Origin of the sequence: Streptomyces marincola (genome assembly GCF_020410765.1) — a bacterium.
GTDB classification, from domain to species: Bacteria; Actinomycetota; Actinomycetes; order Streptomycetales; family Streptomycetaceae; genus Streptomyces; species Streptomyces marincola.
This window is the reverse complement of record NZ_CP084541.1, coordinates 5,418,450-5,441,950: the sequence shown is the minus strand read 5'-3', so window position 1 is coordinate 5,441,950 and position 23,501 is coordinate 5,418,450. Positions and strand designations below refer to the sequence as shown.

Genomic DNA, 23,501 nt, shown 5'->3' with positions numbered 1-23,501 from the left:
CGTTCGCCGTCAGCCCTTCACGGCTCCGATCAGCATGCCCTTCTTGAAGTGGCGTTGGACGAACGGAGAGAGAATGGCCACAGGCAGCAGCGCGAGAATCATGACCGCGGTCTGCACCGAGATGCTGGAGATCTGGCCGGTGCCGATGATCTGGGCCATGCCGGCGGGCCGCTCGTTGGCCAGGACGATCTGCTGGAGCACGTTCTGGAGCGGCAGCTTCTCCTGGTCGTTGATGTAGATGAAGCCGGCGAACCAGTTGCCCCAGTAGGCCACGGCGTAGAAGAGGGCGATGACGGCGAGGACGGCCCGGGAGAGCGGCAGCACCATCTGCCACAGGATGCGGAACTCGCCGGCCCCGTCGATGCGGGCGCTGTCGATGATCTCCTGGCCGACGTTCATGAAGAACGCCCGCAGCACCAGGATGTTGAAGACGTTCACGGCCATGGGGAGGATCAGCGCGGCGTAGGTGTTCATCAGCCCCAGGCTCTGGATGAGCAGGTAGGTGGGGATGATGCCGGCGCCGCCGAAGAACATGGTGGCGAGCAGCGTGAACAGCAGGCCGCGGTGCCACAGCGAGCCGATGCGCGAGAGGCCGTAGGCGGCCAGCACGGAGACGGCCATGCTGAACGTGGTGCCGACCACCGTGACGCCGATGGAGACCATCATGGCGCGGGAGACCTCGCCGCCGCTGAGGAGTTCGCGGTAGGCGTCGAAGCTGATGCCGTCGGGCCAGACCACGAGCCCGCCGGCCCGGCTGACGGTCTCCGCGTCGGAGAGGCTGGTGATCAGGACGATCCAGATGGGGAAGAGGATGGCGAGCAGGGCGATGCCGAGGATGGCGCCCTTGGCGGTCAGCCCGACGCGGGTCGGCTGCTCCTCCCAGGCGGGCCGCTGCCGTTTGCCCTTCTCCTCCTTGTCCTCGACCAGGACGCTGGTGTCGGTGATGGCGCTCATCGCCGCGAGTACACCCCCTGCTCGCCCATCGCGTGGGCGACTCGGTTGGCTGCCAGGACCAGGGCGAGGCTGAAGACGCCCTTGACGATGCCGATGGCCGCCGCGTAGCTGAAGTCCCCGTTCGCGATCCCGCGGTTCCAGACGTAGGTGTCGAGCACTTCCGAGGCGCCCGGTCCGACCGCGGTGCGCTGGATGAGGAACTGCTCGCTGCCGACGGTCAGCATGTTCCCGACCTGGAGCACGAGCAGCAGGGCGATGACCGGGCGCAGCGCGGGCAGCGTCACGTGCCACATGCGCCGCCAGCGTCCCGCGCCGTCGACGGCTGCCGACTCGTACAGCTCGGTGTTGACCATGGAGAGGGCGGCGAGGAAGACGATGATGCCCCAGCCGGCGTCCTTCCAGATGACCTGGGCGGTGATCAGCCACTTGAAGAAGCCGGGGTCGGTCATCAGGTCGAAGCTGTCGGTCAGGCCCCAGTCACGGGCCAGCTGGGCGACGAGCCCGGCGCCGCCGAACATCTGCTGGAAGACGGTGATGACCAGCACCCAGGAGAAGAAGTGCGGCAGGTAGAGCACGGCCTGGGCCCACGCGCGGACCTTGCTGTGCAGGATGCTGTTGATCAGCAGGGCCAGGGCGATGGGCACGGGGAAGAACAGCAGCAGCTGGAGCGAGGAGAACATCAGCGTGTTCTGCACCGCGTTCCAGAAGTCCCTGTCGTCCAGCATGCGCTGGAAGTTCTCCATGCCGGTCCAGGCGCTGTTCGCCATGGCGTCGAAGAACCCGTCGCCCGCGTAGGGGCTGTAGAACTGGAACGCGATGACGTTGCCCGCGATGGGGATGTAGGCGAACACCACGAGCAGCAGCACCGCGGGCAGCGTCATCAGGACCAGCACCCAGTCGCGGCGCACCCGGTGCCGCAGCCCGATGCCGCCGGCGAGGCGGTGATCGCCCCCGCGCCGCCGCCGCGGCGCCTTGCGCGCCGCCGCGGGCTTCTGGGGTGGGCCGCCGCTCTCCCTGGGCAGGGGCGGGCGGGGGACCGTGCTCTGTGACACGAGCTTCTCCTTGCTTGCGGCGGCCGGGCCGACGCGACGCGGGGCGACGCGCCGGTCGGTCAGGCGCTCTCCTCGTCGAGCAGACCCTGGTAGAAGTCGCGCAGTTCGTCGCCGCCGTTGCGGCGCCACTCGGCCACGGCGTTCTGCATGTCGCGGATCGACTGCCGGCCGCGGACGACGTCGTCCTCAAGGGCCTCGAAGCCGTCGTTGAGGTTGGTCAGGCGGGCCGGCTCCTGCACCTGCCGGCCGAAGAACAGGGGTTCCCTGGTGTACGGCATGTGCCGCTTCATCCAGCCGGTCCAGTCCTCGACGACGCGGGGCGCGTCGGGCCCCGCGACGACGTGGCCCGCGGTGGCGATGAACGGGTACGTCTCCGGGACGACCTCCTCCTCGCCCTGCGGGGTGCGCACCGGCAGGCCGTCCTCCACGGTGTAGTGGACGCCCTCGACGCCGAACGCGCGCAGCCGCTGCTCGCGGGTGCCGTAGGGGGCGGCGGTGAAGTTGGCGATCTCCAGGGCCTCGCGGATGCGGTCCTCGGGGAGGTTCTTGTTGACGAACGTCCACAGCCCGGCGCCGTTGGCGAGGTAGAGGACCGGGTCGTTGCCGCCCGCGCCGAAGTAGTCGAACGCGTTCATGTGGAAGTCGGGGTTGGCGGTCCGCTGCTCGATGGTGGTGTTCAGCCAGGCGCCGTCGCCCGTGTTGAACATCAGGGACTCGCCCGCGGTGAAGCGCTGCGTGGAGTCGCCCGAGGCGGCGACGGCGTCCGGGTGGACGGCCCCCGCGTCGTACAGCTTGCGGGTCCACTCCAGGGCTTCGAGGTAGGCGTCGGTCTCGTACCGGTTGACCAGCGAGCCGTCGCGCTCCATCCAGTAGCGCGGCTTGTCGGGCAGCACGCCGAAGATGATGAACGCCGACCACTTCATGTCCTCGCAGGCCCACACGCGCGAGGAGGCGGAGGTGATGTCGGTGCAGAAGGCGATGAACTCGTCCGGGTCGGTGGGCACCTGCCAGCCGTTGGCGTCGAAGATGTCCTGCCGGTAGTAGGGGATCACACCGCCGATGGGTGCGCCCGGCATCGGCAGGCCGCGCAGGGCCCCGGAGAAGATGGACGCCTCCCAGGCCGCGGTGGGGATCGCGGCCAGGTTCGGGTAGTCGAGGACGGCGTCGCCGGAGAGGTAGGGGCCGAGGTCGGCGAAGCGGCTGGCGATGGCCTGGGGTATCTGCCCGGTCAGCTCCCAGCCGGGTATGCACACCAGGTCGGGGATGTCAGTGCCGGCGAGCACGGCGCCGAGCTTGTCGCCGTAGGTGTTGCCGTCCTGCGTCTGCCAGTTCATGCGGACGCCGATGCCCTCGTCCATGGCGGTCCAGAACGCGTTGCCGGCGGAGGGCGGGGTGCCCCACAGCGGGGTCATCGCGCTGAACTCGCCGCCGTTGCCGCGCGGTTCCGGCACCGAGACGCCCAGGTCGGCCTCGGGGATCCAGGAGGTGTAGCCGGGGCTCGAACCGTTCTCGGCCGGGATGTCGGGCGGGAAGGCCGTCTCGGACTCCTGGAACGTCGGCAGGATGTCGCGGACTTGGGCGTCGGAGGCCGCGCCCTCCTGGCCACCGCCACCGCCGCCACCGCCGTCGCCGCCGCACGCCGTGAGCAGGGGAACGCCGCCCGCGGTCGCCGCCGCCGCGAATGCCGAGGACGCCAGGAATTTTCTGCGGCTGGGAGCGGAGCGTGAGTTCGCCATAGGGCAACACCCTTCGAGACATTGCGACTTCGTGCGATCGGGGCAGTGATTCCGGTCGAAGCGCTTCGATGTTGCGCTGAGGTTAAGACCCGCCAGCGGGCGGCACAAGCCCTGCTTCACAGAAACTTCAACGGTGTTTCGATACGGGTTCGACCTGAAGAAGCAAGGCGATAGGGAGTCGATACCGGGCGGTGTCTTGACAGGGGCGGGACCGGAAACCCAGCATCGAAGCGCTTCGAACATGGACTTCGCGGATCGCTCCACGGGTGAGCCGCCACCATCCCGAGGGGACCGTACGTGACCGCCGAACCCCTGCCCTTCCGCGATCCGCTGGCCTCCGTCGAGGACCGCGTCGCCGACCTGCTCGGCCGCCTCACCCTCGCCGAACGCATCGCGCTGCTGCACCAGTTCGCCCCCGCCGTCGACCGCCTCGGCGTCCCCGCCTTCCGCACCGGGCAGGAGGCGCTGCACGGAGTCGCCTGGATGGGGAGGGCCACGGTCTTCCCCCAGGCGGTGGGCCTTGGCGCCACCTGGAACGACGACCTGGTGCGCCGGGTCGGCGAGGCCGCGGGCCGCGAGGTGCGCGCGATGCGCGCCAAGGACCCCAAGGTCGGGCTCAACGTCTGGTCGCCCACCGTCAACCTGCTGCGCCACCCGCTGTGGGGCCGCAACGAGGAGGGCTACGCCGAGGACCCGCACCTCACCGCCTCCCTCGGCGCGGCGTACTGCCGCGGCCTGCGCGGCGACCACCCCGTGTACTGGCGCACCGCCCCCGTGCTCAAGCACTGGCTGGCGCACAACCACGAGCACGAACGGGACACCGCGAGCACCAGCCTGCGCGCCCGGGTGCTCCACGAGTACGAACTGCCCGCGTTCCGCGGCCCGGTGCGCTCGGGCGCGGTGGCCGGGGTCATGCCCGCGTACAACCTGGTCAACGGGCGGCCCAACCACCTCTCCCCCCTGCTGTCCGAACACCTGCGCACGTGGACCGACCTGCCGCTCGTGGTGTGCTCGGACGCCGGGGCGCCGAGCAACGTGGCCGGTTCGCAGGGCTACCTGCCCGGCCACCCCGAGGGGCTGGCCGCCGCGCTGCGGGCCGGCGTGGACAGCTTCACCGACCACGGCGAGGACTCGGCGCCCACGGTGGAACGGCTCACCGAGGCGCTGGAGCGCGGGCTGATCACCGAGGCCGACATCGACACCGCGGTCGGCAGGCTGCTCGGCATGCGCTTCCGGCTCGGCCAGTTCGACCCCGGCCTCGACCCGTTCGAGGCGGACGCCGCGTTCGACACCCCCGAGCACCAGGAGCTGGCGCGCACCGCGGCCGAGGAGGCGGTGGTCCTGCTGAAGAACGACGGGCTGCTGCCGCTGCGCCCCGGCGTCCGGGTGGCCGTCGTCGGGCCGCTGGCCGACGAGGTGAAACTCGACTGGTACAGCGGCGCGCTGCTGCGCAGGACCACCCCGTTCGCCGGGCTGCGCGACCACCCGTCCGTCGCCTCGGCCGTCCACGTCGACGGCTCCGACCTGGTGCGGCTGCGGACGGCGGACGGCTTCGTGCGGGTGCCCGAGGCCCCGGGCGGCACCGGCGGCGCGGAGGCGGGCGACTCCGTCGCCGCGCTCGACCCGGCCCTGCTGCGCGGACGCACCGACCTGCCGCCGCTGCGGGTGGCGGCCGGCGGCGCGGAGGCGGAGGCCACGGTGTTCTCGCTGCTCGACTGGGGCGGCGGGGTGTGCACGCTGCGCGCGCCGGACGGCCGTTACGTGTCCGTCGCCGACGACGGGTACCTGCGGGCGTCGGCGGAGCAGCCAGGCGGCTGGGTCGTCCAGGAGACCTTCACGTTCGAGCCGCACGGCGCCGGGCACCTGCTGCGGCACCTGGGCACCGGGCGCCACGTGCGCGCGACCGAGGACGGTCTGAAGGCCGCGGGCGAGGGCGGGGCGGGCGACGTCTTCCAGCTGGAGACCGCCGAGCGCGGCGAGGAGGCGGTGGCCGCCGCGGCGGCCGGCGCCGACGTGGTGGTCGTCGTCGCGGGCAACGACCCGCACATCAACGGGCGCGAGACCGAGGACCGCACCACCCTGGCCCTGCCGCCGCAGCAGGACCGGCTGTGGCGGGCCGCGCACGCGGCCAACCCCCGCACCGTCCTGGTGCTCACCTCCGCCTACCCGTACGCCGTCGGGGACGCGGACGCCGCGCTGCCCGCGCTGCTGTGGACCGCGCACGGCGGCCAGGCCGCGGGCACCGCCCTGGCCCGGGTGCTGTGCGGCGACGTCTCGCCCGCGGGCCGGCTGCCCCAGACCTGGTACACCGGCGACGACGAGCTGCCCGCGCTGCTCGACTACGACCTGATCGCCGCCCGCGCCACCTACCTCTACTACGACGGGACGCCGCTGTACCCGTTCGGCCACGGCCTGTCGTACACGTCCTTCGACTACACCGCGCTCGCCGTGCGGGCCGACCCGGAGGCCGGCGTCCTCGACGTCGAGGTGACCGTCGCCAACACCGGCGGCCGGGCGGGCGACGAGGTGGTGCAGGTGTACGCGCGCGCCGAGAGCCCGGGCGTGCCGCGCCCGCACCGCGCGCTGATCGCGCACCGCCGCGTGCACCTCGCCGCGGGCGAGGCGCGGCGGCTGGCGTTCGCCGTTCCCCTGGACGACGCGCTCGGCCACTGGGACGTCGCGCACTCCCGCTGGACGGTGGAGCCGGGCACGTACACGGTGTCCGTCGGCGCGTCGAGCCGCGACCTGCGCGGCAGCGCGGCGGTGCACGTCGGCGGCGCCGCCGCCGGGCCGCGCCCGGTGCGGCGGGCCGGGCTGGCCGCCGCGGACTTCGACGACAGCCGCGGCGCCGAACTCACCGACACCACGAGGGAAACGGGCGACGCGGTCGCGGCCGGACCCGACGAGCCGGGTGAACTGCTGTTCCGCTCCTGCGACTTCGGCGACTCAACGGGGTCGGTGCGGCTGCGCGCCGCGCGCGAGGAGCTGGGCACGGCCACGGTGGCCGTCGAGGTGCTCGGCACCGGCAGCAGCGCGGAGCTGCGGGTGCCGTCCACCGGCGACCGCTACGCGTGGACCACGGTCACGGCGGCCCTGCCCGGCGCGCCGGGCGGCGTGCACGACCTGCGGCTGACGCTGCGCGGTCCGGTCCGCGTGGACCGGCTCGACTTCTCCTGAACGCCGCCGGGTGCGGGCCGCGAGCGGCCCGCACCCGCCCGGACCTGGGCCCGGCCCGCCCGCGACTAGACTGTCCGGCGCCATGAAGACCTACGGCCTGCTCCTTCTCCCCTCGCACAACCGGGTCTACGCCAAGACCGCCCCCGCCCTGGCCCGCGCCGAGCTGCTCGTCCTCGACGCCGCCGTGCTCGGCGGGCGGCTCGCGGACGTGACCACGACCGTCATCGGCGGCGTTCCCTACCTCACCTTCCGCACCGAAGGGCTGTCGGCGCGGGAGACGGACCTGCTCGCCAACCTCTCGTCGCTGTACGCCCTCTTCGAGATCGAGGACGCGGACGCGCCGGGCCGGGAGCCCCTGCTGCGGCCGGTCGCGCTGTCCCGGCTGGACAGGTTCGCCAGCGACCTGCTCACCATCCAGAAGTACCCGGGCAAGACCAACGAGGACTTCACCAAACTGCTGCTGAACGTCACGGCCCTGTCCTGCGCCACGCCCGAGCGGCTGCTCAGCGGCGAACTGCGGGTGCTCGACCCGCTGTGCGGGCGCGGGACCACGCTCAACCAGGCGGTGATGTACGGGCTCGACGCCGCGGGCGTGGAGCGCGACGCCAAGAGCTTCGACGCCTACGGCACGTTCCTGCGGCAGTGGCTGAAGAACAGCAGGCTCAAGCACCGGGCGGAGACCACCACCGTCCGCCGGGACCGCAGGGCGCTGGGCCGCAGGCTGCACGTGGAGCTGGGCGAGACCAAGGAGCTGTACAAGCGGGGCCGCGCCATCGACGTCACGATGATCAACGCCGACACCACGGCCGCGGGCGACTTCTTCAGGCCCGCCACGTTCGACCTGGTCGTGACCGACGCCCCCTACGGGGTGCAGCACGGCGCCGCCGCGCGCGCCGAACGCACCCGCAGCCCGCTGCCGCTGCTGCGGGACGCGCTGCCGGTGTGGGCGCGGCTGCTGCGGCCCGGCGGCGCGGTCGGCATCGCGTGGAACACGCTGGTGGCCCGCAGGGAGGAGCTGGCCGGCCTGCTCGCTGAGCTCGGCTTCGAGGTCATGGACGAGGAGCCGTACCGCGGCTTCCTGCACCGCGTGGACCAGGCGATCGTGCGCGACCTGGTCGTCGCGCGCCTCCCGGCACCGCGCTGAGGCCGCGCGGGGCCGGGCGGCCAGGCCCCGCGCGGCGCCCTCACAGGTCGAGGCCGGTGAGCACCATGACGCGCTCGTAGGTGTAGTCCTCCATGGCGAACCGCACGCCCTCACGGCCCACGCCCGAGTCCTTCACCCCGCCGTAGGGCATCTGGTCCGCGCGGTAGGAGGGGACGTCCCCGACCACGACGCCGCCGACCTCAAGCGCGCGGTGCGCGCGGAACGCGGCCTGGATGTCGTGCGTGAACAGCCCGGCCTGGAGCCCGAACGCGGAGTCGTTGGCCGCCGCGAACGCCTCCTGCTCGCCCTCGACCCTGCTGACCGAGAGCACCGGGCCGAACACCTCCTCGCACGAGACCTTGGCGTCCCGCGGCACGCCGGTGAGGACGGTCGGCCGCAGGCTCGCCCCGTCCCTGGTGCCGCCGGTGAGCACCCGGGCCCCGGCGTCCCTGGCCTCGTTCACCCAGGTCTCCACGCGCCGGGCGGCGTTCTCGTCGATCAGGGGCCCGACCTCGGTGGCGTCGTCGGACGGGTCGCCGGTGACGAGCCCTTCGACGGCCGCCACCAGGCGCGGCACGAGCCGGTCGTGCACGGCGGCGTCGGCGATGACCCGCTGCACCGAGATGCAGGACTGCCCCGCCTGGTAGTTGGAGAACGTCGCGATGCGCCGCGCCGCCCAGTCGAGGTCGGCGTCGGAGGCGTAGTCCGCGAGCACGACGGCCGCGCCGTTGCCGCCGAGTTCGAGGGTGACGCGCTTGCGGGGCACCGAGTCGCGGATCGACCAGCCGACGGGGACCGAGCCGGTGAAGGAGATGACGGGCAGCCGCGGGTCCTTCACGAGCGCGGGCATCTCGTCGTTGGGCACCGGGAGCACGCTGAACGCCCCGGCCGGCAGGTCCGTTTCGGCGAGCAGGTCGCCGAGCAGCAGCGCGGACAGCGGTGTGGCGGGGGCGGGCTTGAGGATGATCGGCACCCCGGCCGCGAGGGCGGGGGCGACCTTGTGGGCGCACAGGTTCAGCGGGAAGTTGAACGGCGCGATGCCGAGCACGGGCCCGTAGGGGAAGCGGCGGGTGAGCGCGAGGCGGCCGGTGCCGCCCGCGTCGGCGTCGAGCCGCTGGGCCGTGCCGCCGTTGAAGCGGCGCGCCTCGTCGGCCGCCCACCGGAACACCGAGACGCACCGGCTCACCTCCACGCGCGCCCACATGATGGGCTTGCCGTTCTCCGCGGTGATCAGCCGGGCGATCTCCTCGGCGCGCTCCCCCAGCCGCCGCACGACATGGTCGAGCGCCGCGGCGCGCGCGTGGGCGGGCGTGGCCGCGAACGCGTGGGCCGCGTCCGCCGCGGCGGCCACCGCCTCCTCGGTCTGCGCCCGGCTCGGCACGCCGACGGCGCCGACGGTCGCGCCGTCCCACGGCGAGGTGACCTCCAGGGTGCCTTCGCCTGCCGCCGCGCGGCCGGCGAGCCAGAACGGACGCGGGGTTGTCGCTGTGGTCATCGCGGGTGCCACCCTTCCGGAACGCTTCCGACGCTGTCGTCTCGCGTTCCCACCGTAGGCGCTGCCCCTCGGGTCGCCTCTTGTCCGGCGCGGCGCAATGCGTCCCGCGGGTGTGCCGTTCCGGCGGGTGGCGCAGCCACGGAAGGCCATCTTGACGGGAGCATGCCATATTCGCCAGCATGAACGGCTGTCCCACGGTCGAACCGGCACACCCTCACCCAGGAGACGTGATGCGCATGACCCGACACCGCAGGCGGGCCGCCGCGGCGGCCGTCCTCACCCTGGCGCTCGCCTGGTCGTCCGCCCAGGCCACCGCCGCTCCCCCGGAGCCCGAGGCGGCGTCCGCGACGGCGATCGTGACCTACGAGGTGGCCGGCGTGGCCACCGCGGCCGACCGCACGGCGCTGGCCCGCACCGGCACCGCGATCGACGAGGTCCGCGAGGACTCCGTCCTCATCAGCGCGGACGCGGCGCACGCGGCCGAACTGACCGGGCTCGGCTGGGAGCTGACCCCGCTGACCGCCCCGCGCGAACGCGGCGCGCCGCGGGCCGCCGCCCCCGGCGACTACCGGACGCACGCCGAGGTGCTCGCCGCCGTCGCCCAGGCAGAACGGCAGTACCCCGGCCTGGTCGCCGCCGAGGTGATCGGGCGGTCCCACCAGGGCCGGGACATCGTCGCCGTCAAGGTCAGCGACAACGCGGCGGCCGACGAGAACGAGCCCGAGGTGCTCCTCACCCACAACCAGCACGCCCGCGAGCACCTGACCGTGGAGATGGCCCTCTACACCCTGGAGGAACTCACCTCCGGGTACGGCACCGACCCCGAGATCACCTCGCTCCTCAACGAGCGCGAGGTGTGGATCCTGCCGTCGGTGAACCCCGACGGCAAGGTCTACGACCAGGAGTCAGGGGCGTTCCGCATGTGGCGCAAGAACCGGCAGCCGAACGCGGGTTCGTCCGCGATCGGCACCGACCTGAACCGCAACTGGGACTACCGCTGGGGCTGCTGCGGCGGCTCCTCCGGCTCCCCCGGCAGCGACACCTACCGCGGCCCGTCCCCCGAGTCGGGCACCGAGACCGGCGTGGTCGCGGACTTCGTGCGCGGCCGCGTCGTCGGCGGCGAGCAGCAGATCACCGCGCACATCGACTTCCACACCTACGGCGAACTCGTGCTGTGGCCCTACGGGTACACCTACGCCGACACCGCGGCCGGCCTCACCCGGGACGACGCCGACACGTTCGAGGCACTCGGCACCGCCCTCGCCGACACCAACGGCTACACGCCGCAGCAGTCCAGCGACCTCTACATCACCGACGGCTCGGTCAACGACTGGATGTGGGCTGACCAGGGCATCTTCTCGTTCACCTTCGAGATGTACCCCCGGTCGAGCTCGGGCGGCGGCTTCTACCCGCCCGGCAACGTGATCGACCGCGAGACCAGCAGGAACAGGGCCGCGGTCCTCACGCTCCTCGACTACGCGGACTGCCCCTACCGCATCACCGGCAACGAGGCGGAGTACTGCTGAACCGCCCGACCCGCACCCGTGCCCCGCGTGAGCCGCGGGGCACCCGGGCGGCCCGGGCGTCAGGAGGAGCCGAGCGGCGAGCGTTCCGTGGCCTTCAGCGCGAGCCACAGCTCCATCCGGACGTCCGGGTCGTCGAGCGAGCGGTCCAGGATCTCCTCCACCCGCCGCATCCGGTACCGCAGCGTGTGGCGGTGCACGCCGAGGTCGGCCGCCGCCGCGTCCCACTGGCCGTGCCGCGCCAGCCACGCGCGCAGCGAGGCCACCAGGTTCCCCCGGCCGCGCTCGTCGTGGGCGCGCAGGGCCCGCAGCATGCCGTCGGCGAACGCCCGCACCGCGTCGTCGGCGAGCAGCGGCAGCACCGACCCGTTCGCCACGTCGTCGTGCTCGACCAGCGGCCGGCCGCGCCGGCGCGCCACGAGCAGCGCCTCGCGCGCATGCTGGTAGGCGGTGTCGGCCGTGGCAGGCCCGGTCGGCGCGGACAGCCCCACGGCGAGACCCGCGCGCGGCTCCTGCCCGGCCGCGTACTCCACGCACGCGGTCAGGGCCGCGCCCCCGTCCGCCGCGAGCACGACCAGGTCGTCGCCGTCGGCCGCGGCGAGCACCGACTCGCCGGCGCGGGCGGCGGCCGACTCGACCACGGCGCCCAGTTCCTCAAGGGCCTGCGGCTGCGCGCCGGCCCCGGCGACCAGCACCCGCAGCGGCGCGTCGAGGAGCGTTCCGTACAACTGGCCCGCGACCGCGCGCGCGTGATCGGGCTCGCCGCTGATCAGCATGCGCAGCACCGCGCTCGACAGCCGGGCCTCGGCCGCCAGGTAGGCGCGGGAGCGTTCGGTGAGCAGCGTGAGCACGGCGACCGCCGACTGGAGCGCGTACCGTTCCGCCGCGCCGAGCGGCTCGGCCGTGCCGATGGCGAGCACCGCGCGGGGCACCTGCCCGGTGCCGACGGTCTGGAGCTCGACCCGGTCGGCCGGCGCGCTGGGGCACACGGTGCTCGCGGGCGCCGGGCGGGCGCCGAGCCTGCGCACCTCGGTGGTGAGCCGCGCGGCGCGGCGCGCGGCCCAGCCGGGCGCGACGGCGGTCGGCGTCCCCGAGAGGTCGTACAGCGCGGCCCAGCCGCCGACCTGGCAGGCGAGCCGTTCCAGCAGCGCCTGCCTGCCGCCGTCGGACAGCGCGGCCCTGGTCAGCTCGCGCTGCGCGGCGAACCCTGCCGTGACACTCCGGTAGGCCTCGGCGGCGATCGCGGCCGAGACCGCCTTGCCGATCGCGATGAACGGTGTGGAGCGCGGCACTTCGAGCAGCGGGAGCCCGGTCTCCCGGACGGCCGCGAGCAGGGCGGGCGGCACGCGCGGATGGTTCACGCCCACCCCGAAGCCGAGGCCCACGACACCCGCGCCGCACAGCCGCGTCACGTAACGGCGCATCAGCTCCCGGTCGTCGACCGGCAGTTTGAGACCCGTGGTGAGCAGGAGTTCACCGCCGTCGAGCCAGGGGGTCGGGTCGGTCAGCTCGCTGGCGTGGGCCCACCGGACCTCGGCGTCCAGCCGGTCCTCGCCCGCGAGCACGCCGAGCTTGAGTCCGGTGTGCTGGGTCAGGGAGGCAAGCGTCGGATGCATGGATCACCTTGGAGTGGCCGACTCGACACGTGACTTCACGGTACAGCGGCGCCCCCGGGGACCTGGGCGGTGCCCGTGGCATGTGCGGCCGGTATCGGCCGCGGCGCTCCCGTACCGCATCAGCCGAGGTGCACCAGTACCGGCGGCCCCGGCTCCCCGGCGACCGTGGTGAGGGAGAGCACCGCGTGCCGCGGCGGGACGCGGTGGGCGAGTTCCGATGCCGACCAGCGCTCCCGCTCCACCCGGCGCACCGTCACGGACTCGGTGGTGGCGTCGCGCCCGGTGAACAGCTTCCGCACCCCGCGCACCATGCGCCGCACCGAGCCGCCGCTGCGGTCCTGGGTGCGGGTGACGTCCTGGTCCTCCGTCCACTCGGTGCCCCAGGCGCGCGCGAAGTGCTCGGCGTCCCACGTGGTGATCCCGGAGAACGCCATCCGGCAGCCGACGGCGCCCAGCAGCCCGGCCCGCAGCCCCGCGGGGACGTCGTCGAGCGTGCGCAGGGCGAGCACGGCCCCGGCGTTCGCCTGCCGCAGGTGGGTCAGGCCGCGCACGGTGCCCTGCGTGATGGCCGCCGTCGCGTCGTCCAGGACCAGGCAGGCGAACAGCGAACGGTCGGGCCGCGCGGTGACGGCCGCGGCGAACTGCGCGAGCAGCAGCCGCGTGATGATGCGCCCTGCTTCGGCGTGGCCGGTTCCCGGCAGGTCGATCCGCACCCGCAGCGGGTGCACCAGCGCGCCGAGCGAGAACGGGCGGGTGGTGCCCTCCCGGTCGCCGAGCGAGAACCCGGCCCGGTCGAGCAGCGCGAGCCGGTCGGCCAGGTGCGGCCCGAGATCGTCGGGCCGCTCGGACTGCCGTGCGCGGGCGTCGAGTTCGCGCTGCTGCTCCGGCGCGCCCGCCAGCGCGAGGTCCTCGCGCAGCGTGGCGAGCAGGGCGGGCGCGCCGTCCAGCATGGCCCGCAGCTCGGGCACGCCGGGCAGCCGGCCGTAGGCGGCGTGGTAGGGGCCGATGAGCTGGACGAGGACGGCCGCCGCCTCCCTCGGGTCCACGCGCGTCCCGCCGACCAGCGCCTCGGCGACCAGCCCCGACGCCTCGTCGGTGTCGGTCGCGCCGCCGTACAGGTCGAGCCGGTGCGTTCCGGCCGGGTCGCCGACGCGCACGACGATGTCGAAGGCGCGGTCGGGGCCGAGGGCGGCGCTCGCCGTGCCCACGGCGACGACGGCGGCCTGCCCGGTGAGGGCGTGCAGGCACATCGCCTCGGTGACCGGGCGCACGACGCGGCCGGTCTTGCCCGAGCCCGGCGGCCCGACGGCGAGCAGGGACGTGCCGAGCACCGCGGGGTCCAGCGCCACGTGCTCGCCGCGGTACGCGTAGGGGTTGCGGTCCTCGTCGACGGCCAGGCCGATGCGGACCTGGCGGGTCAGCAGGTCGTGCCGGGCCGCGCGGACCGGCAGGTCGCGGTCCCCCGACGGGTGGACGAACGCCGCCGCGCCGTGCGCGCGCGCCTCGTCCCGGAACGCGGGCAGCGCGGTCGGCCTGGCCCGCACCGCGCTCCAGGCGTGGAGGATGCGCGCGTAGTCCAGGTCGCCCATCCGGCCGGTGCGCGCGTCGGCGGCCAGCCGTTCCGCGGCGTCGTGGGCCCCGGCGTCGCGCAGTTCGGTGAAGTCGCTCAGCCGCGCGAGCTGGGCGCGTTCCTCCGCCGTGGCCGCGCCGCCGCGCCGCGCGAGGGCCGGGCGGTAGCGGCGCCAGACGGCGCGCCAGTCGCCGAGCGCGGCGAACACGGCGACCAGCAGCGCCGTCCACAGCACGTAGTAGAGGTTGTACGCGGCGATGTAGGCGCCCGTGTCGCCCTCGCGCCACCAGGAGTCGGGCACCAGGGCGTAGAGCGGTTCGAGCCAGAATTCCCACACGCCGCGGAAGCACAGCCGCCAGACCCCCCAGCCGGCGACGAGGGCGGCCGCGGCCCGCAGCGCGGTGCGGCGGGGCAGCGGCTCGACGTTGGTCCTGCCGCACACCAGGCGCAGGAACGCGGGCCGCCAACGGCGCCACAGCGCGGGCGCGTTGCCGACGCGGCCGAAGGCGTACACCAGCAGGCAGGCCAGCAGCAGCTCGTACGCGTAGATGACGCTGATGCCCGCGGTGCCCGTGCCCCAGGAGTCGAGGCCGAGCCAGTCGAGCGGCCAGGTCACGGCGTTGATGTAGCCGTTGGTGTACAGGGACCAGACCAGCCACCCGGTCAGCGCCGCGAGCAGCGCCGTGCCGTGCAGCTCGCGGTCGCCGAGGCGGTCGGGGTCGTGCGGCGGCTTCGGCTCGTGGCCGTGCCGCCAGACGCCGGGCCCGGCCGGGGGCCGCGGCGTGTGCAGCCAGCGGATCAGCGGCGGCCCCTCGGCCTGCGGCGGCTGCCGGGGCACCGGCGGCACGCCCCCGGCCGGCGGCACGACCCGGGCGCCGGTCTCCCGCGCGTCGCGCGCGCCCTTGCTGTTCATTCGCTGCCAAGCCCCCTGATCAGGCGATCGGCCGACCGTGCGTCGGCCTTCAAATCTAGTGCAGCACGGATCGCCGAATATGCGCCGGGCCAACCTGTGCGGACCCGTTCCCCTGGGACATGGGGTGCGCTACGTTGCGGCTCCACCGCTGGATCAATGAGGATTTCCGGACGGACACTCGTCATGACACGCGCCATTTCCCTGCGGGACGTCTCCAAGGTCTACTCGCGCGACGTCGTCGCCGTCGACCGGATGTCCCTCGACATCGCCCCGGGGGAGTTCGTCGTGCTGCTCGGCCCGTCCGGCTGCGGCAAGTCCACGGTACTGCGCATGATCGCGGGCCTCGAACCGATCACGTCGGGCGAGCTGTTCCTCGACGGCGAGGAGGCGAGCCACCTGCCGCCCGGCGCGCGGCGGCTCGCCATGGTGTTCCAGCACTACGCGCTGTACCCGAACATGACGAGCCGTCAGAACATCGGCTTCCCGCTGCGCATCGAGTCCCCGCACGAGGACGGCGGTGCGCGGATCACGGACGCGGCGCGGCTGCTCGGCATCGAGGAGCTGCTGGACCGCTACCCGGGTCAGCTCTCCGGCGGTGAACAGCAGCGCGTCGCGATGGGACGCGCGATCGTCCGCCGGCCGTCGGCGTTCCTGCTCGACGAGCCGCTCTCCAACCTCGACGCCAAGCTGCGCAACCGGCTGCGCGCCGAAATCGCCACCCTTACCAGGCACTTGGGGGTGACGACGGTGTACGTGACCCACGACCAGGCGGAGGCGATGTCGCTCGGCGACCGGGTGGTGGTGATGCGGGACGGCGTCATCCAGCAGATCGGCTCGGCGCGCGAGGTGTACCGGCTGCCGGAGAACGTGTTCGTGGCGGCGTTCGTCGGCACGCCGCGGATCAACCTGCTGCGCGCCACCGTGCACGCGCCGCTCGACTCGCGGATGAGCATCGACTTCGGCACGCAGCGCATGCAGTTGCCGCACCCGCTCAGCCCCGACCACCAGATGCTGCGCGTGCAGATGGGCCGCGAGATCACCGTGGGGCTGCGCTCGGAGGCCGCGCGGATCGCGCCCCCCGAGGAGATGCGGCCCACCGAGGCGCTGCTGAACGGCGTGGTGCAGCACGTGGAGTACCAGGGGCACGAGTCCCTGGTGCACGTGACCACCGGCGCGCGGCCCGCCGACGTGGACGGCCTTGAGGCGCCGCGGCCCGCGTCGGGGCCGCGCACCAGGCGCGCCGCCAGGGCCGGGCGGGCCGAGGGACCCAGCCGGCTGCGCCGCATGCTGGCCCGGCAGGACCGGGGCGAAGGCCCGGCAGGGCCGGTGCCCGCCCCGGAGCAGCCGCCGCCGCCCACGGCCTCGGGCCGGGCCGGCGGCGCCCTCGTGGTGCGGGCCGGGACGGAGGTGCAGCCGCGGATCGGGGAGCGCGTTCCGCTGCTCCTCGACCTGGACCAGCTGTACGTGTTCGACAGCGAGGGCCACCGGATCTGCCCGGCACCGGCCCGGCGGTTCCGGCTCGACTCCTGACCGGGGCGCGGCCGGCCGGGAGCGCGGGTCAGGGCCAGGGGCCGAGCGGCGGCAGCGGGCCCGAGTCTGCGGCCGGCGCGGTGGGCGGGGTCCTGCCCGCGTACCAGGCGGTCAGATCGGTCAGCCGGCCGCGCACGGTCAACGGGCGGCCCGTGCCGTGGGTGACGCGTTCCCCGCCGTCCGTCGCGGCGAGCGTCAGCCGGGTGCCCGCCGGCGCGCGCGGGGCGAGGAAGTCCAGCGTGTGGCGGCAGAACTCCCGCGACCAGTCGGCGGGTCCTGGGCCGAGCAGCGCGTCCGCCGTGTGGATCTCCGCCTCCCGCCACCAGGCCGCGCGCGCGGCCCGCAGGTCGGCGTCGCGGTAGCGGACCGGCCGCGCCCAGTCCCCGGGACCCGGCGCGCGCCAGGCCGCGTCGGCCCGGTCGAGCGCGTCCGCCAGCGCCCGCCGCAGCGCGTCGGCACCGCGCCGCGCGCCCGCCTCGATGGCGGCGTCCCTGGCCGGACGCCCCCCGTCGTACATGTCCACCGTCTCGCCGCGCAGGGCGCGTTCCGCCTGCCGGGCCAGGGCGTGCGCGACGCCCTCGATGTGCGACAGCAGGTGGCCGCGGCTCCAGCCGGGCAGCGCGCTCGGGGCGCGCACCGCCTCGTCGGTGAGGCCGGGCAGCAGCGCGCGCAGCCGCCCGGGGGCCGCGAGCACCGCGGCGCGCAGCTCCTCGTCCCTGGACTCCGCGGGCTCCGCGCCGCTCACGGCCACAGCAGCTCCCGGCGCCAGGCACCGCCCGCGGCGCGGCGGTAGCGCAGGCGGGTGTGGTTGCGCTCGCGGTCGCCCTGCCAGAACTCGGCCTCCTCGGCCCGCACCGTGTAGAGCGTCCACTCGGGCGGCACCAGGTCGGGGTGCTCCTCGACGCGGGCGCGGGACCTGGCGATGGCCTCGTCCCGGGTCGCGAGGTCGGCCAGCACGGTGCTCTGCCGGCCGAGCAGCGCCTCGGCCCGCGCGCCGGGCGAACGGGCCAGGAAGTCGGCGGCGCTCGGCCCAGGGCCCGCGGGCTCGACGGGGCCGCGCACCCGGACCTGGCGGGCCAGGGGCTGCCAGTAGAACGTCAGGGCCGCGTACGGGCGTTGATCGAGGTCGCGCCCCTTGAGGCCGACGCGGTGGGCCGCGAACTGCCAGCCGCCCCCGGGTCCCGGCTCGGCGTTCTTGAGGATCAGCACCCGCGCGGAGGGGCTGCCCGCCGCGTCGGCGGTGGACACGGTCATCGCGTGCGGCTCGCGCACCCCGGCCGCCACGGCTCCGAGCAGCCACTCGGTGAACAGCTCCACCGGGTCGTCCGGCGCCGCGGCGGGATCGAAGTCCGGCAGGTCCCCGGCGAAGACTTCGAGGCCGCGCAGCAGGTCGCGCAGGTCACCCATGGTCGCCCCTCTCCGGGCCACAGGCCCAGGCTAATGGTTAATCGGCAGGCTAGCATTAGCCCCGTTAGGATGGGCGGCATGCCCGACCTCACGCCGGGGCCGGCCGCCCCCGGTCACCGCCTCGCGCTCGCGCTCGCCGGCACCGTCCGGCACGACGGACACGGCGGCGTCGCCGACGACCTGCTCGCGCCCGAGGGGCTGACCGCCTGGGTCCGCGCCCACGCCGGCGCCCTGCGCGCGGACCTCGACACCGCCGCGTTCACCGCCGACCCCCGCGCCCTTGAGACGGTGCGCGGCCTGCGCGCGGCCGTGCGCTCCCTGTTCGCGCACGCGGTGCGCCCGGGGCCGCCGAGCCCGGCCGACGCCCACCGGCTGCTGCCCGCGGCCGACGCGGTCGCCCGGTTGAACGCGGCGGCGGCCCGGGTCCCGGTCGCCCCCGCCCTGCACTGGCCGCCCCACGCGGCGCAACCCGCGTCGCACACGGTCGCCACCGGCGGCCGGGACGACGCGGAACGGCTCGCCGCCGCGCTCGCCCGGGACACCATCGCGTTCCTGGCAGGGCCGGAGCGCGTTCTGCTCCGCGCCTGCCAGGGGCCGCGCTGCGTGCGCTACTTCGTCAAGGACCACCCGCGCCAGGAGTGGTGCAAGCCGTCCTGCGGCAACCGGGCCCGCGTCGCCCGCCACCACAGCCGCCGGCGCGCGGCCGGAGCCCCCTGACCGCCCGGCCGCCCCGGACCCGCCCGGGGCAGTGCGCCGCCGCGGCCAACAGCGGCTCGCGAACACTCCGCCGCGGCGCATGACCGCGCGCCGGGCCCGGCCCTAGCCTGCGAGGGAGTGAGGCAATCCAGCCCCTTCGCGACGAGGAGTGCACGCATGAGCGCCTTGACCGAACTGTCCGGCGGCCCCTCCCTCCCCCAGCGGCGCCGGCTCGTCACCGAGGTGCCGGGGCCGAGGTCCCGGGAGCTGATGGCGCGCAAGCAGGCCGCGGTGGCCGCCGGTGTCGGCACGGTGATGCCCGTCTTCGCCGCCAGGGCCGGCGGCGGAGTCGTCGAGGACGTCGACGGCAACAGCTTCATCGACTTCGGTTCCGGCATCGCCGTGACCGGGGTCGGCAACAGCGCGGAGGCCGTGGTCCGCCGGGCCTCGGCCCAGCTGGCCCGTTTCACCCACACGTGCGCGATGGTCACCCCCTACGAGGGCTACGTCGAGGTCTGCGAGGAGCTCGCGCGGCTCACCCCGGGCGACCACACGAAGAAGTCCCTGCTGCTCAACTCGGGTGCCGAGGCGGTGGAGAACGCCGTCAAGATCGCGCGCTACCACACCAAGCGGCAGGCGGTCGTCGTCTTCGACCACGGGTACCACGGCCGCACCAACCTCACCATGGCCCTGACCTCCAAGAACATGCCGTACAAGCACGGCTTCGGGCCGTTCGCCCCGGAGATCTACCGGATGCCGCTCGCCTACCCCTACCGCTGGCCCACCGGCCCGGAGCGCTGCGCCGAGGAGGCGGCGGCGGCCGTCATCGACCAGATCGGCAAGCAGGTCGGGGCGGACAACACCGCGGCCATCCTCATCGAACCCATCCTCGGCGAGGGCGGGTTCATCGTGCCGGCCCGCGGCTTCCTGCCGCGCGTCGCGGAGTTCGCGGCCGAGCACGGCATCGTGCTCATCGCGGACGAGATCCAGTCGGGCTTCTGCCGCACCGGCCAGTGGTTCGCCTCGGAGGACGAGGGCATCGTGCCCGACCTCATCACCACCGCGAAGGGGATCGCGGGCGGGCTGCCGCTCGCCGCCGTCACCGGGCGGGCCGAGATCATGGACGCCGCGCACGTCGGAGGGCTCGGCGGCACCTACGGCGGCAACCCGGTGGCGTGCGCGGCGGCCCTGGGCGCCATCGAGACGATGCGCGAACTCGACCTGCCCGCCCGCGCCCGCGGGATCGAGGAGATCATGCGGCCCCGGCTCGCCGCGATGGCCGAGAAGCACCCGGTCATCGGCGACGTGCGCGGGCGCGGCGCGATGCTCGCCGTCGAACTCGTCAGGCCCGGCACCAAGGACCCCGACCCCGAGAGCACCGCGGCCCTGGCCGCCGCCTGCCACCGCGAGGGCCTGCTCGTGCTCACGACCGGCACCTACGGCAACGTCCTGCGCTTCCTGCCGCCCCTGGTCATCGGCGAGGAGCTGCTGAACGAGGGCCTCGACATCCTGGAGGCCGCCCTGGCCCGCCTGTGAGGTCCCGCGGGCCGCGCACCGGTGGCAGGCACTCTGTCACCGGGCGCGGGCTCCGCCGCAGGCCCCGGATCGTCCCCGCCGTGCCGGGGCGGGGCGTTCTCGGCAGCGCGCTCCCATTTCACCCGGCTCATGAGGTCATCCGCCCCTTCAGCTCCTCCCGCCGCTCCTCACTGGTGTCTCACCCCTGCCGTCGGTCGGGGACAGCGCCCTGGCCTCGTGGGCGAAGGCCAGCGCCTTCTCGGCGTCGAGCGCCGGGAGGTCGCCGTCCTTCTCCCGTCGGTCGAGGTCCTGCCGGGTCATGGCCACATAGCGGGTGATCGCGTCGAGTTGGCGAGCCGCGTCCGCGATGGACAGGGTGTCCACCGGCCCGGTTCGACATATCCGTCGAACTGTGCGGGGTCCATGCGCGCCACCGTGGCACAGCGCGCGTTGGAGCGGCGACACCCGCCCCCGCCCCGGCGCGGTATCCGGGACCCCGAGGGTGGCCGGGGCCCCCCGGGGCACGCCGGGGGCAGGTGCGGTGAGCGGGATGGAGAAGGTGCGGGGATGTGATGCGGATTGGGCACCGGGCGGGTCCCGGGCGCGCTGACCTGCCTTACCGTCGTTGGCGGAAGCGAGAGCAGCCAGTCTCCCGCACTCCTTTTCGGACCGGTTCCGCCCGCCCCACACCCCCCGGGGCGTGCGGCCGTCCCGGTTCCCGGGCGGCACTGCCCCGGAGCCCACTCCCCCCTCCGGCTCCGGGGCAGCCGCCCTCAGTCCTCCCGCAGCCGCCCCACGACCGCCGCGGCCTCGTGCATCGCGAGTTCCAGTACGGCCGGGTCCGTGAGCACTCCGGAACCGTCGGGCGGGAGCAGCCAGCGCACACCCCCCGCCGTCCGTCCCGGATGCGGCACGACGATCCAGCTGCCGTGTCCCGCCGCGCGCACGCCGGTGCCCAGCCAGCGGCCCGCGGTGCCCGGCGGCACGAAGAAGCCGATCCGGCTGTCGAGATGGGCGGCGAGCACGGGCCCCGGCCGGTCGAGGACCCGGACGAGCACGTCGAACGTGGGGTGGCCGAGCGTGCCCGGCAGGATCAGCACGTCCCATATGCGGCCCGCGGGCAACAGGGCCACCCCCAAGGGGTGCCGTTCCCACTCCCACCGGCAGGCGGCCGGCTCCGGGGCCGCCGAGGACAGCCAGGCCATGGCCGTCCTCGTCCGGTCAACTGCGTTCATCGTGCGTCCCTCCTGCTCCCCGGTCGGCGTTCGGGGCCGGCCGGTCATCAGGGAGACCCCGCGCCGCGCGGATCATTACGTCACTTCGCCGGGGTTTCTGCGTGTTGCGCGTCACATCCGGTCGTGCGCGGTCTCGGGCAGGGCGCACGGCCGGTCAGTGCGCCGTTAATTGCCCCCACCCGCCGGTGTGCGGTGCCTACGATGGGGGAAACCGACTGCCGCAGGGGGCCATGTTGACCGACCTCACCGCCTTCATCGCCGCACTTCCCAAGGCCGAGCTGCACGTCCACCACGTCGGCTCGGCCTCACCGCGCATCGTCGCGGAGCTGGCGTCGCGGCACCCCGACACCGCGGTGCCCAAGGACCCCGAAGCGCTGGCCGAGTTCTTCACCTTCCGGGACTTCGCCCACTTCATCGAGCTGTACATCTCGGTCGTGGACCTGATCCGGGAGCCCGAGGACATCCGGCTGCTCACCTACGAGATCGCCCGGGACCTCGCGCGGCAGCAGGTGCGGTACGCGGAGCTGACGGTCACCCCGCACACCTCCGTCAAGCGCGGCATCCCCGACGTGGCGTTCATGGAGGCCATCGAGGACGCCCGCACCGCGGCCGAACGCGACTTCGGCGTCGTGCTCCGCTGGTGCTTCGACATCCCGAGCGAGCTGGGGCTGCCGGCCGCCGAGGAGACCGCCAGGATGGCGTGCGAGCTGCGCCCCGACGGCCTGGTGTCGTTCGGCCTCGGCGGGCCGGAGACCGGCTGGCCGCGCGGGCAGTTCAAGCCGTACTTCGACCGCGCCATCGCCGAGGGCCTGCACAGCGTCCCGCATGCGGGCGAGACCACGGGCCCCCAAACGATCTGGGACGCGCTGACCGAGCTGCGCGCCGAGCGCATCGGGCACGGCACCAGCGCCGTCGAGGACCCCCGGCTGCTGGCCCACCTCGCCGAGCACCGGATCCCGCTCGAAGTGTGCCCGACCTCCAACGTCGCCACCAAGGCCGTGCCCTCCCTGGCCGAGCACCCGCTGCCCGCCATGGTCGAGGCCGGAGTGCTGGTCACGATCAACAGCGACGACCCGCCGATGTTCGGCACCGACCTGAACAACGAGTACGCCGTCGCCGCGCGGCTGCTCGGCCTCGACGCGGCGGGCGTCGCGGCCCTCGCGAGGAACGCGGTCGAGGTCTCGTTCCTCGATACGCCCGGCAAGGCGCGGCTGACCGCCGAGATCGACGCCCACCTGGCGGCGTGGCCCGGGTGACCGCGGTCGCCCACCGCGGCGACCCCTACCTGGCGAGGGAGAACACCCTGGCCTCCTTCGCGTCCGCGATCGCCGCCGGGGCCGACGCCGTCGAGCTCGACGTGCGCCTCACCGCCGACGGCGTGCCCGTCGTGCTGCACGACCCGACGCTCGAACGGCTGTGGGGGCGGCGCGCGGCCGTGGGCGACCTGACGGCGGGCCGGCTGGCCGAGCTGACCGGCGGCGGCGTGCCGACGCTGGCCGCGGCGCTCGCCGCCACCGCCCCGGTGCGCACGCTGATCGACCTGCCGGAACGGGCCCCCGCCACCGCGCTCGCGGCCGTCGCCGCCGCCCGCGCCGCGGGGGCGGGCAGCCGCGTGTACTACTGCGGCGACCCGGGCGCGCTGCGCGCGGTCCGGGCCGCGGACCCGGCGGCCGAGATCGCGCTGACCTGGAAGCGGACCGGGCGCCCCCGCCCCTCGCTGCTCGCGGAACTGCGCCCGCGGTGGCTCAACTACCGGTTCGGCCTCGTCACCCGCGAGGTCGTCGAACGGGCGGCGGCCGAGGGCTACGAGGTGGCGGCCTGGACGGTGGACAGCCGCCGCACCATGCGCCGCCTCGTGGCCCTCGGCGTCACCGCCATCACCACCAACCGCATCGCCGTGCTGCGCGCCGTCCTCGGCCCGGCGCCGGGCGGCTGACC

Annotated in this window: 18 protein-coding genes; 8 read left to right on the top strand and 10 right to left on the bottom strand. The window is 74.5% G+C overall.

The window, feature by feature from the left end:
• Nucleotides 1–9: 9 nt before the first annotated feature.
• Genes LC193_RS24060 through LC193_RS24050 form a run of 3 tightly spaced genes read right to left on the bottom strand, consistent with a single transcriptional unit; the run spans nucleotide 10 to nucleotide 3,742 of the window.
• Nucleotides 10–954: a carbohydrate ABC transporter permease gene (locus LC193_RS24060; protein ID WP_226077384.1), complete on the bottom strand. Its 945-nt coding sequence runs from the start codon at nucleotides 952–954 to the stop codon at nucleotides 10–12.
• Nucleotides 951–2,006, bottom strand: a complete 1,056-nt coding sequence (locus LC193_RS24055) for an ABC transporter permease (RefSeq protein ID WP_226077382.1) — start codon at nucleotides 2,004–2,006, stop codon at nucleotides 951–953. The genes LC193_RS24060 and LC193_RS24055 overlap by 4 nt, the downstream gene beginning before the upstream one ends.
• A 59-nt stretch (nucleotides 2,007–2,065) precedes the next feature.
• The gene (locus tag LC193_RS24050) at nucleotides 2,066–3,742 is read right to left on the bottom strand and encodes an extracellular solute-binding protein (protein WP_226077380.1); all 1,677 of its coding nucleotides are present in this window, start codon (nucleotides 3,740–3,742) and stop codon (nucleotides 2,066–2,068) included.
• A 297-nt stretch (nucleotides 3,743–4,039) separates the two neighbouring features.
• On the opposite strand from LC193_RS24050, the gene LC193_RS24045 reads away from it, so the two are divergent.
• Complete coding sequence (locus LC193_RS24045; RefSeq protein WP_226077379.1) at nucleotides 4,040–6,919, top strand: glycoside hydrolase family 3 C-terminal domain-containing protein; 2,880 nt, start codon at nucleotides 4,040–4,042, stop codon at nucleotides 6,917–6,919.
• Between the two features lie 82 nt (nucleotides 6,920–7,001).
• Nucleotides 7,002–8,063: a TRM11 family SAM-dependent methyltransferase gene (locus tag LC193_RS24040; protein WP_226077378.1), complete on the top strand. Its 1,062-nt coding sequence runs from the start codon at nucleotides 7,002–7,004 to the stop codon at nucleotides 8,061–8,063.
• A gap of 40 nt (nucleotides 8,064–8,103) precedes the next feature.
• Here the strand turns inward: LC193_RS24040 and LC193_RS24035 are convergent, their stop codons facing one another.
• Nucleotides 8,104–9,558 (bottom strand): aldehyde dehydrogenase family protein, encoded by a 1,455-nt coding sequence (locus LC193_RS24035; RefSeq protein WP_226077377.1) that lies wholly within the window; start codon nucleotides 9,556–9,558, stop codon nucleotides 8,104–8,106.
• Between the two features lie 230 nt (nucleotides 9,559–9,788).
• On the opposite strand from LC193_RS24035, the gene LC193_RS24030 reads away from it, so the two are divergent.
• The gene (locus tag LC193_RS24030) at nucleotides 9,789–11,084 is read left to right on the top strand and encodes a M14 family metallopeptidase (RefSeq protein ID WP_226077376.1); all 1,296 of its coding nucleotides are present in this window, start codon (nucleotides 9,789–9,791) and stop codon (nucleotides 11,082–11,084) included.
• 59 nt (nucleotides 11,085–11,143) lie between these two features.
• Here LC193_RS24030 and LC193_RS24025 read toward each other — a convergent pair whose 3' ends face one another.
• Together LC193_RS24025 and LC193_RS24020 are read right to left on the bottom strand one after the other, a co-directional pair.
• Nucleotides 11,144–12,697, bottom strand: a complete 1,554-nt coding sequence (locus tag LC193_RS24025) for a PucR family transcriptional regulator (RefSeq protein WP_226077375.1) — start codon at nucleotides 12,695–12,697, stop codon at nucleotides 11,144–11,146.
• Between the two features lie 119 nt (nucleotides 12,698–12,816).
• Nucleotides 12,817–15,180 carry a type IV secretory system conjugative DNA transfer family protein gene (locus LC193_RS24020; protein ID WP_226077374.1) on the bottom strand — a complete coding sequence of 788 codons (2,364 nt, stop codon included), beginning with the start codon at nucleotides 15,178–15,180 and terminating at the stop codon, nucleotides 12,817–12,819.
• A 183-nt stretch (nucleotides 15,181–15,363) separates the two neighbouring features.
• Here LC193_RS24020 and LC193_RS24015 point away from each other — a divergent pair, with 183 nt between their 5' ends.
• A complete protein-coding gene (locus LC193_RS24015; RefSeq protein WP_226077373.1) occupies nucleotides 15,364–16,710 on the top strand; it encodes an ABC transporter ATP-binding protein in 1,347 nt (448 codons plus the stop codon).
• 28 nt (nucleotides 16,711–16,738) lie between these two features.
• On the opposite strand, the gene LC193_RS24010 is transcribed toward LC193_RS24015, so the two are convergent.
• Nucleotides 16,739–17,455 carry a maleylpyruvate isomerase family mycothiol-dependent enzyme gene (locus LC193_RS24010; protein WP_226077371.1) on the bottom strand — a complete coding sequence of 239 codons (717 nt, stop codon included), beginning with the start codon at nucleotides 17,453–17,455 and terminating at the stop codon, nucleotides 16,739–16,741.
• On the bottom strand, nucleotides 17,452–18,117 hold the full coding sequence (locus LC193_RS24005; RefSeq protein ID WP_226077369.1) for a pyridoxine/pyridoxamine 5'-phosphate oxidase: 666 nt from the start codon (nucleotides 18,115–18,117) through the stop codon (nucleotides 17,452–17,454). Before LC193_RS24005 ends, LC193_RS24010 begins: the two co-directional genes overlap by 4 nt.
• 78 nt (nucleotides 18,118–18,195) lie before the next feature.
• On the opposite strand from LC193_RS24005, the gene LC193_RS24000 reads away from it, so the two are divergent.
• Nucleotides 18,196–18,834, top strand: coding sequence for a CGNR zinc finger domain-containing protein (locus LC193_RS24000; protein WP_226077368.1), 639 nt, complete (start codon nucleotides 18,196–18,198; stop codon nucleotides 18,832–18,834).
• A gap of 156 nt (nucleotides 18,835–18,990) precedes the next feature.
• A complete protein-coding gene (gabT, locus tag LC193_RS23995; protein WP_226077366.1) occupies nucleotides 18,991–20,349 on the top strand; it encodes a 4-aminobutyrate--2-oxoglutarate transaminase in 1,359 nt (452 codons plus the stop codon).
• A 147-nt stretch (nucleotides 20,350–20,496) separates the two neighbouring features.
• On the opposite strand, the gene LC193_RS23990 is transcribed toward gabT, so the two are convergent.
• Both LC193_RS23990 and LC193_RS23985 read right to left on the bottom strand, forming a co-directional pair.
• Nucleotides 20,497–20,712 carry a hypothetical protein gene (locus LC193_RS23990; protein ID WP_226077364.1) on the bottom strand — a complete coding sequence of 72 codons (216 nt, stop codon included), beginning with the start codon at nucleotides 20,710–20,712 and terminating at the stop codon, nucleotides 20,497–20,499.
• Between the two features lie 389 nt (nucleotides 20,713–21,101).
• Nucleotides 21,102–21,563, bottom strand: a complete 462-nt coding sequence (locus LC193_RS23985; RefSeq protein WP_226077362.1) for a hypothetical protein — start codon at nucleotides 21,561–21,563, stop codon at nucleotides 21,102–21,104.
• A gap of 233 nt (nucleotides 21,564–21,796) precedes the next feature.
• Between LC193_RS23985 and LC193_RS23980 the strand changes: the two genes are divergently transcribed.
• Nucleotides 21,797–22,819 (top strand): adenosine deaminase, encoded by a 1,023-nt coding sequence (locus LC193_RS23980; protein ID WP_226078864.1) that lies wholly within the window; start codon nucleotides 21,797–21,799, stop codon nucleotides 22,817–22,819.
• A complete protein-coding gene (locus LC193_RS23975) occupies nucleotides 22,807–23,499 on the top strand; it encodes a glycerophosphodiester phosphodiesterase (protein WP_226077361.1) in 693 nt (230 codons plus the stop codon). The genes LC193_RS23980 and LC193_RS23975 overlap by 13 nt, the downstream gene beginning before the upstream one ends.
• Nucleotides 23,500–23,501 lie beyond the last annotated feature (2 nt).

Bases quoted from the DNA above. Each gene is read 5' to 3' on its own strand.
- LC193_RS24035 (WP_226077377.1), bottom strand. From the start codon at position 9,558: ATGACCACAGCGACAACCCCGCGTCCGTTCTGGCTCGCCGGCCGCGCG.
- LC193_RS24005 (WP_226077369.1), bottom strand. From the start codon at position 18,117: ATGGGTGACCTGCGCGACCTGCTGCGCGGCCTCGAAGTCTTCGCCGGG.
- LC193_RS23985 (WP_226077362.1), bottom strand. From the start codon at position 21,563: ATGAACGCAGTTGACCGGACGAGGACGGCCATGGCCTGGCTGTCCTCG.
- LC193_RS24040 (WP_226077378.1), top strand. From the start codon at position 7,002: ATGAAGACCTACGGCCTGCTCCTTCTCCCCTCGCACAACCGGGTCTAC.
- LC193_RS24000 (WP_226077368.1), top strand. From the start codon at position 18,196: ATGCCCGACCTCACGCCGGGGCCGGCCGCCCCCGGTCACCGCCTCGCG.
- LC193_RS24020 (WP_226077374.1), bottom strand. From the start codon at position 15,180: ATGAACAGCAAGGGCGCGCGCGACGCGCGGGAGACCGGCGCCCGGGTC.
- gabT (WP_226077366.1), top strand. From the start codon at position 18,991: ATGAGCGCCTTGACCGAACTGTCCGGCGGCCCCTCCCTCCCCCAGCGG.
- LC193_RS24030 (WP_226077376.1), top strand. From the start codon at position 9,789: ATGCGCATGACCCGACACCGCAGGCGGGCCGCCGCGGCGGCCGTCCTC.
- LC193_RS24060 (WP_226077384.1), bottom strand. From the start codon at position 954: ATGAGCGCCATCACCGACACCAGCGTCCTGGTCGAGGACAAGGAGGAG.
- LC193_RS24050 (WP_226077380.1), bottom strand. From the start codon at position 3,742: ATGGCGAACTCACGCTCCGCTCCCAGCCGCAGAAAATTCCTGGCGTCC.
- LC193_RS24025 (WP_226077375.1), bottom strand. From the start codon at position 12,697: ATGCATCCGACGCTTGCCTCCCTGACCCAGCACACCGGACTCAAGCTC.
- LC193_RS24015 (WP_226077373.1), top strand. From the start codon at position 15,364: ATGACACGCGCCATTTCCCTGCGGGACGTCTCCAAGGTCTACTCGCGC.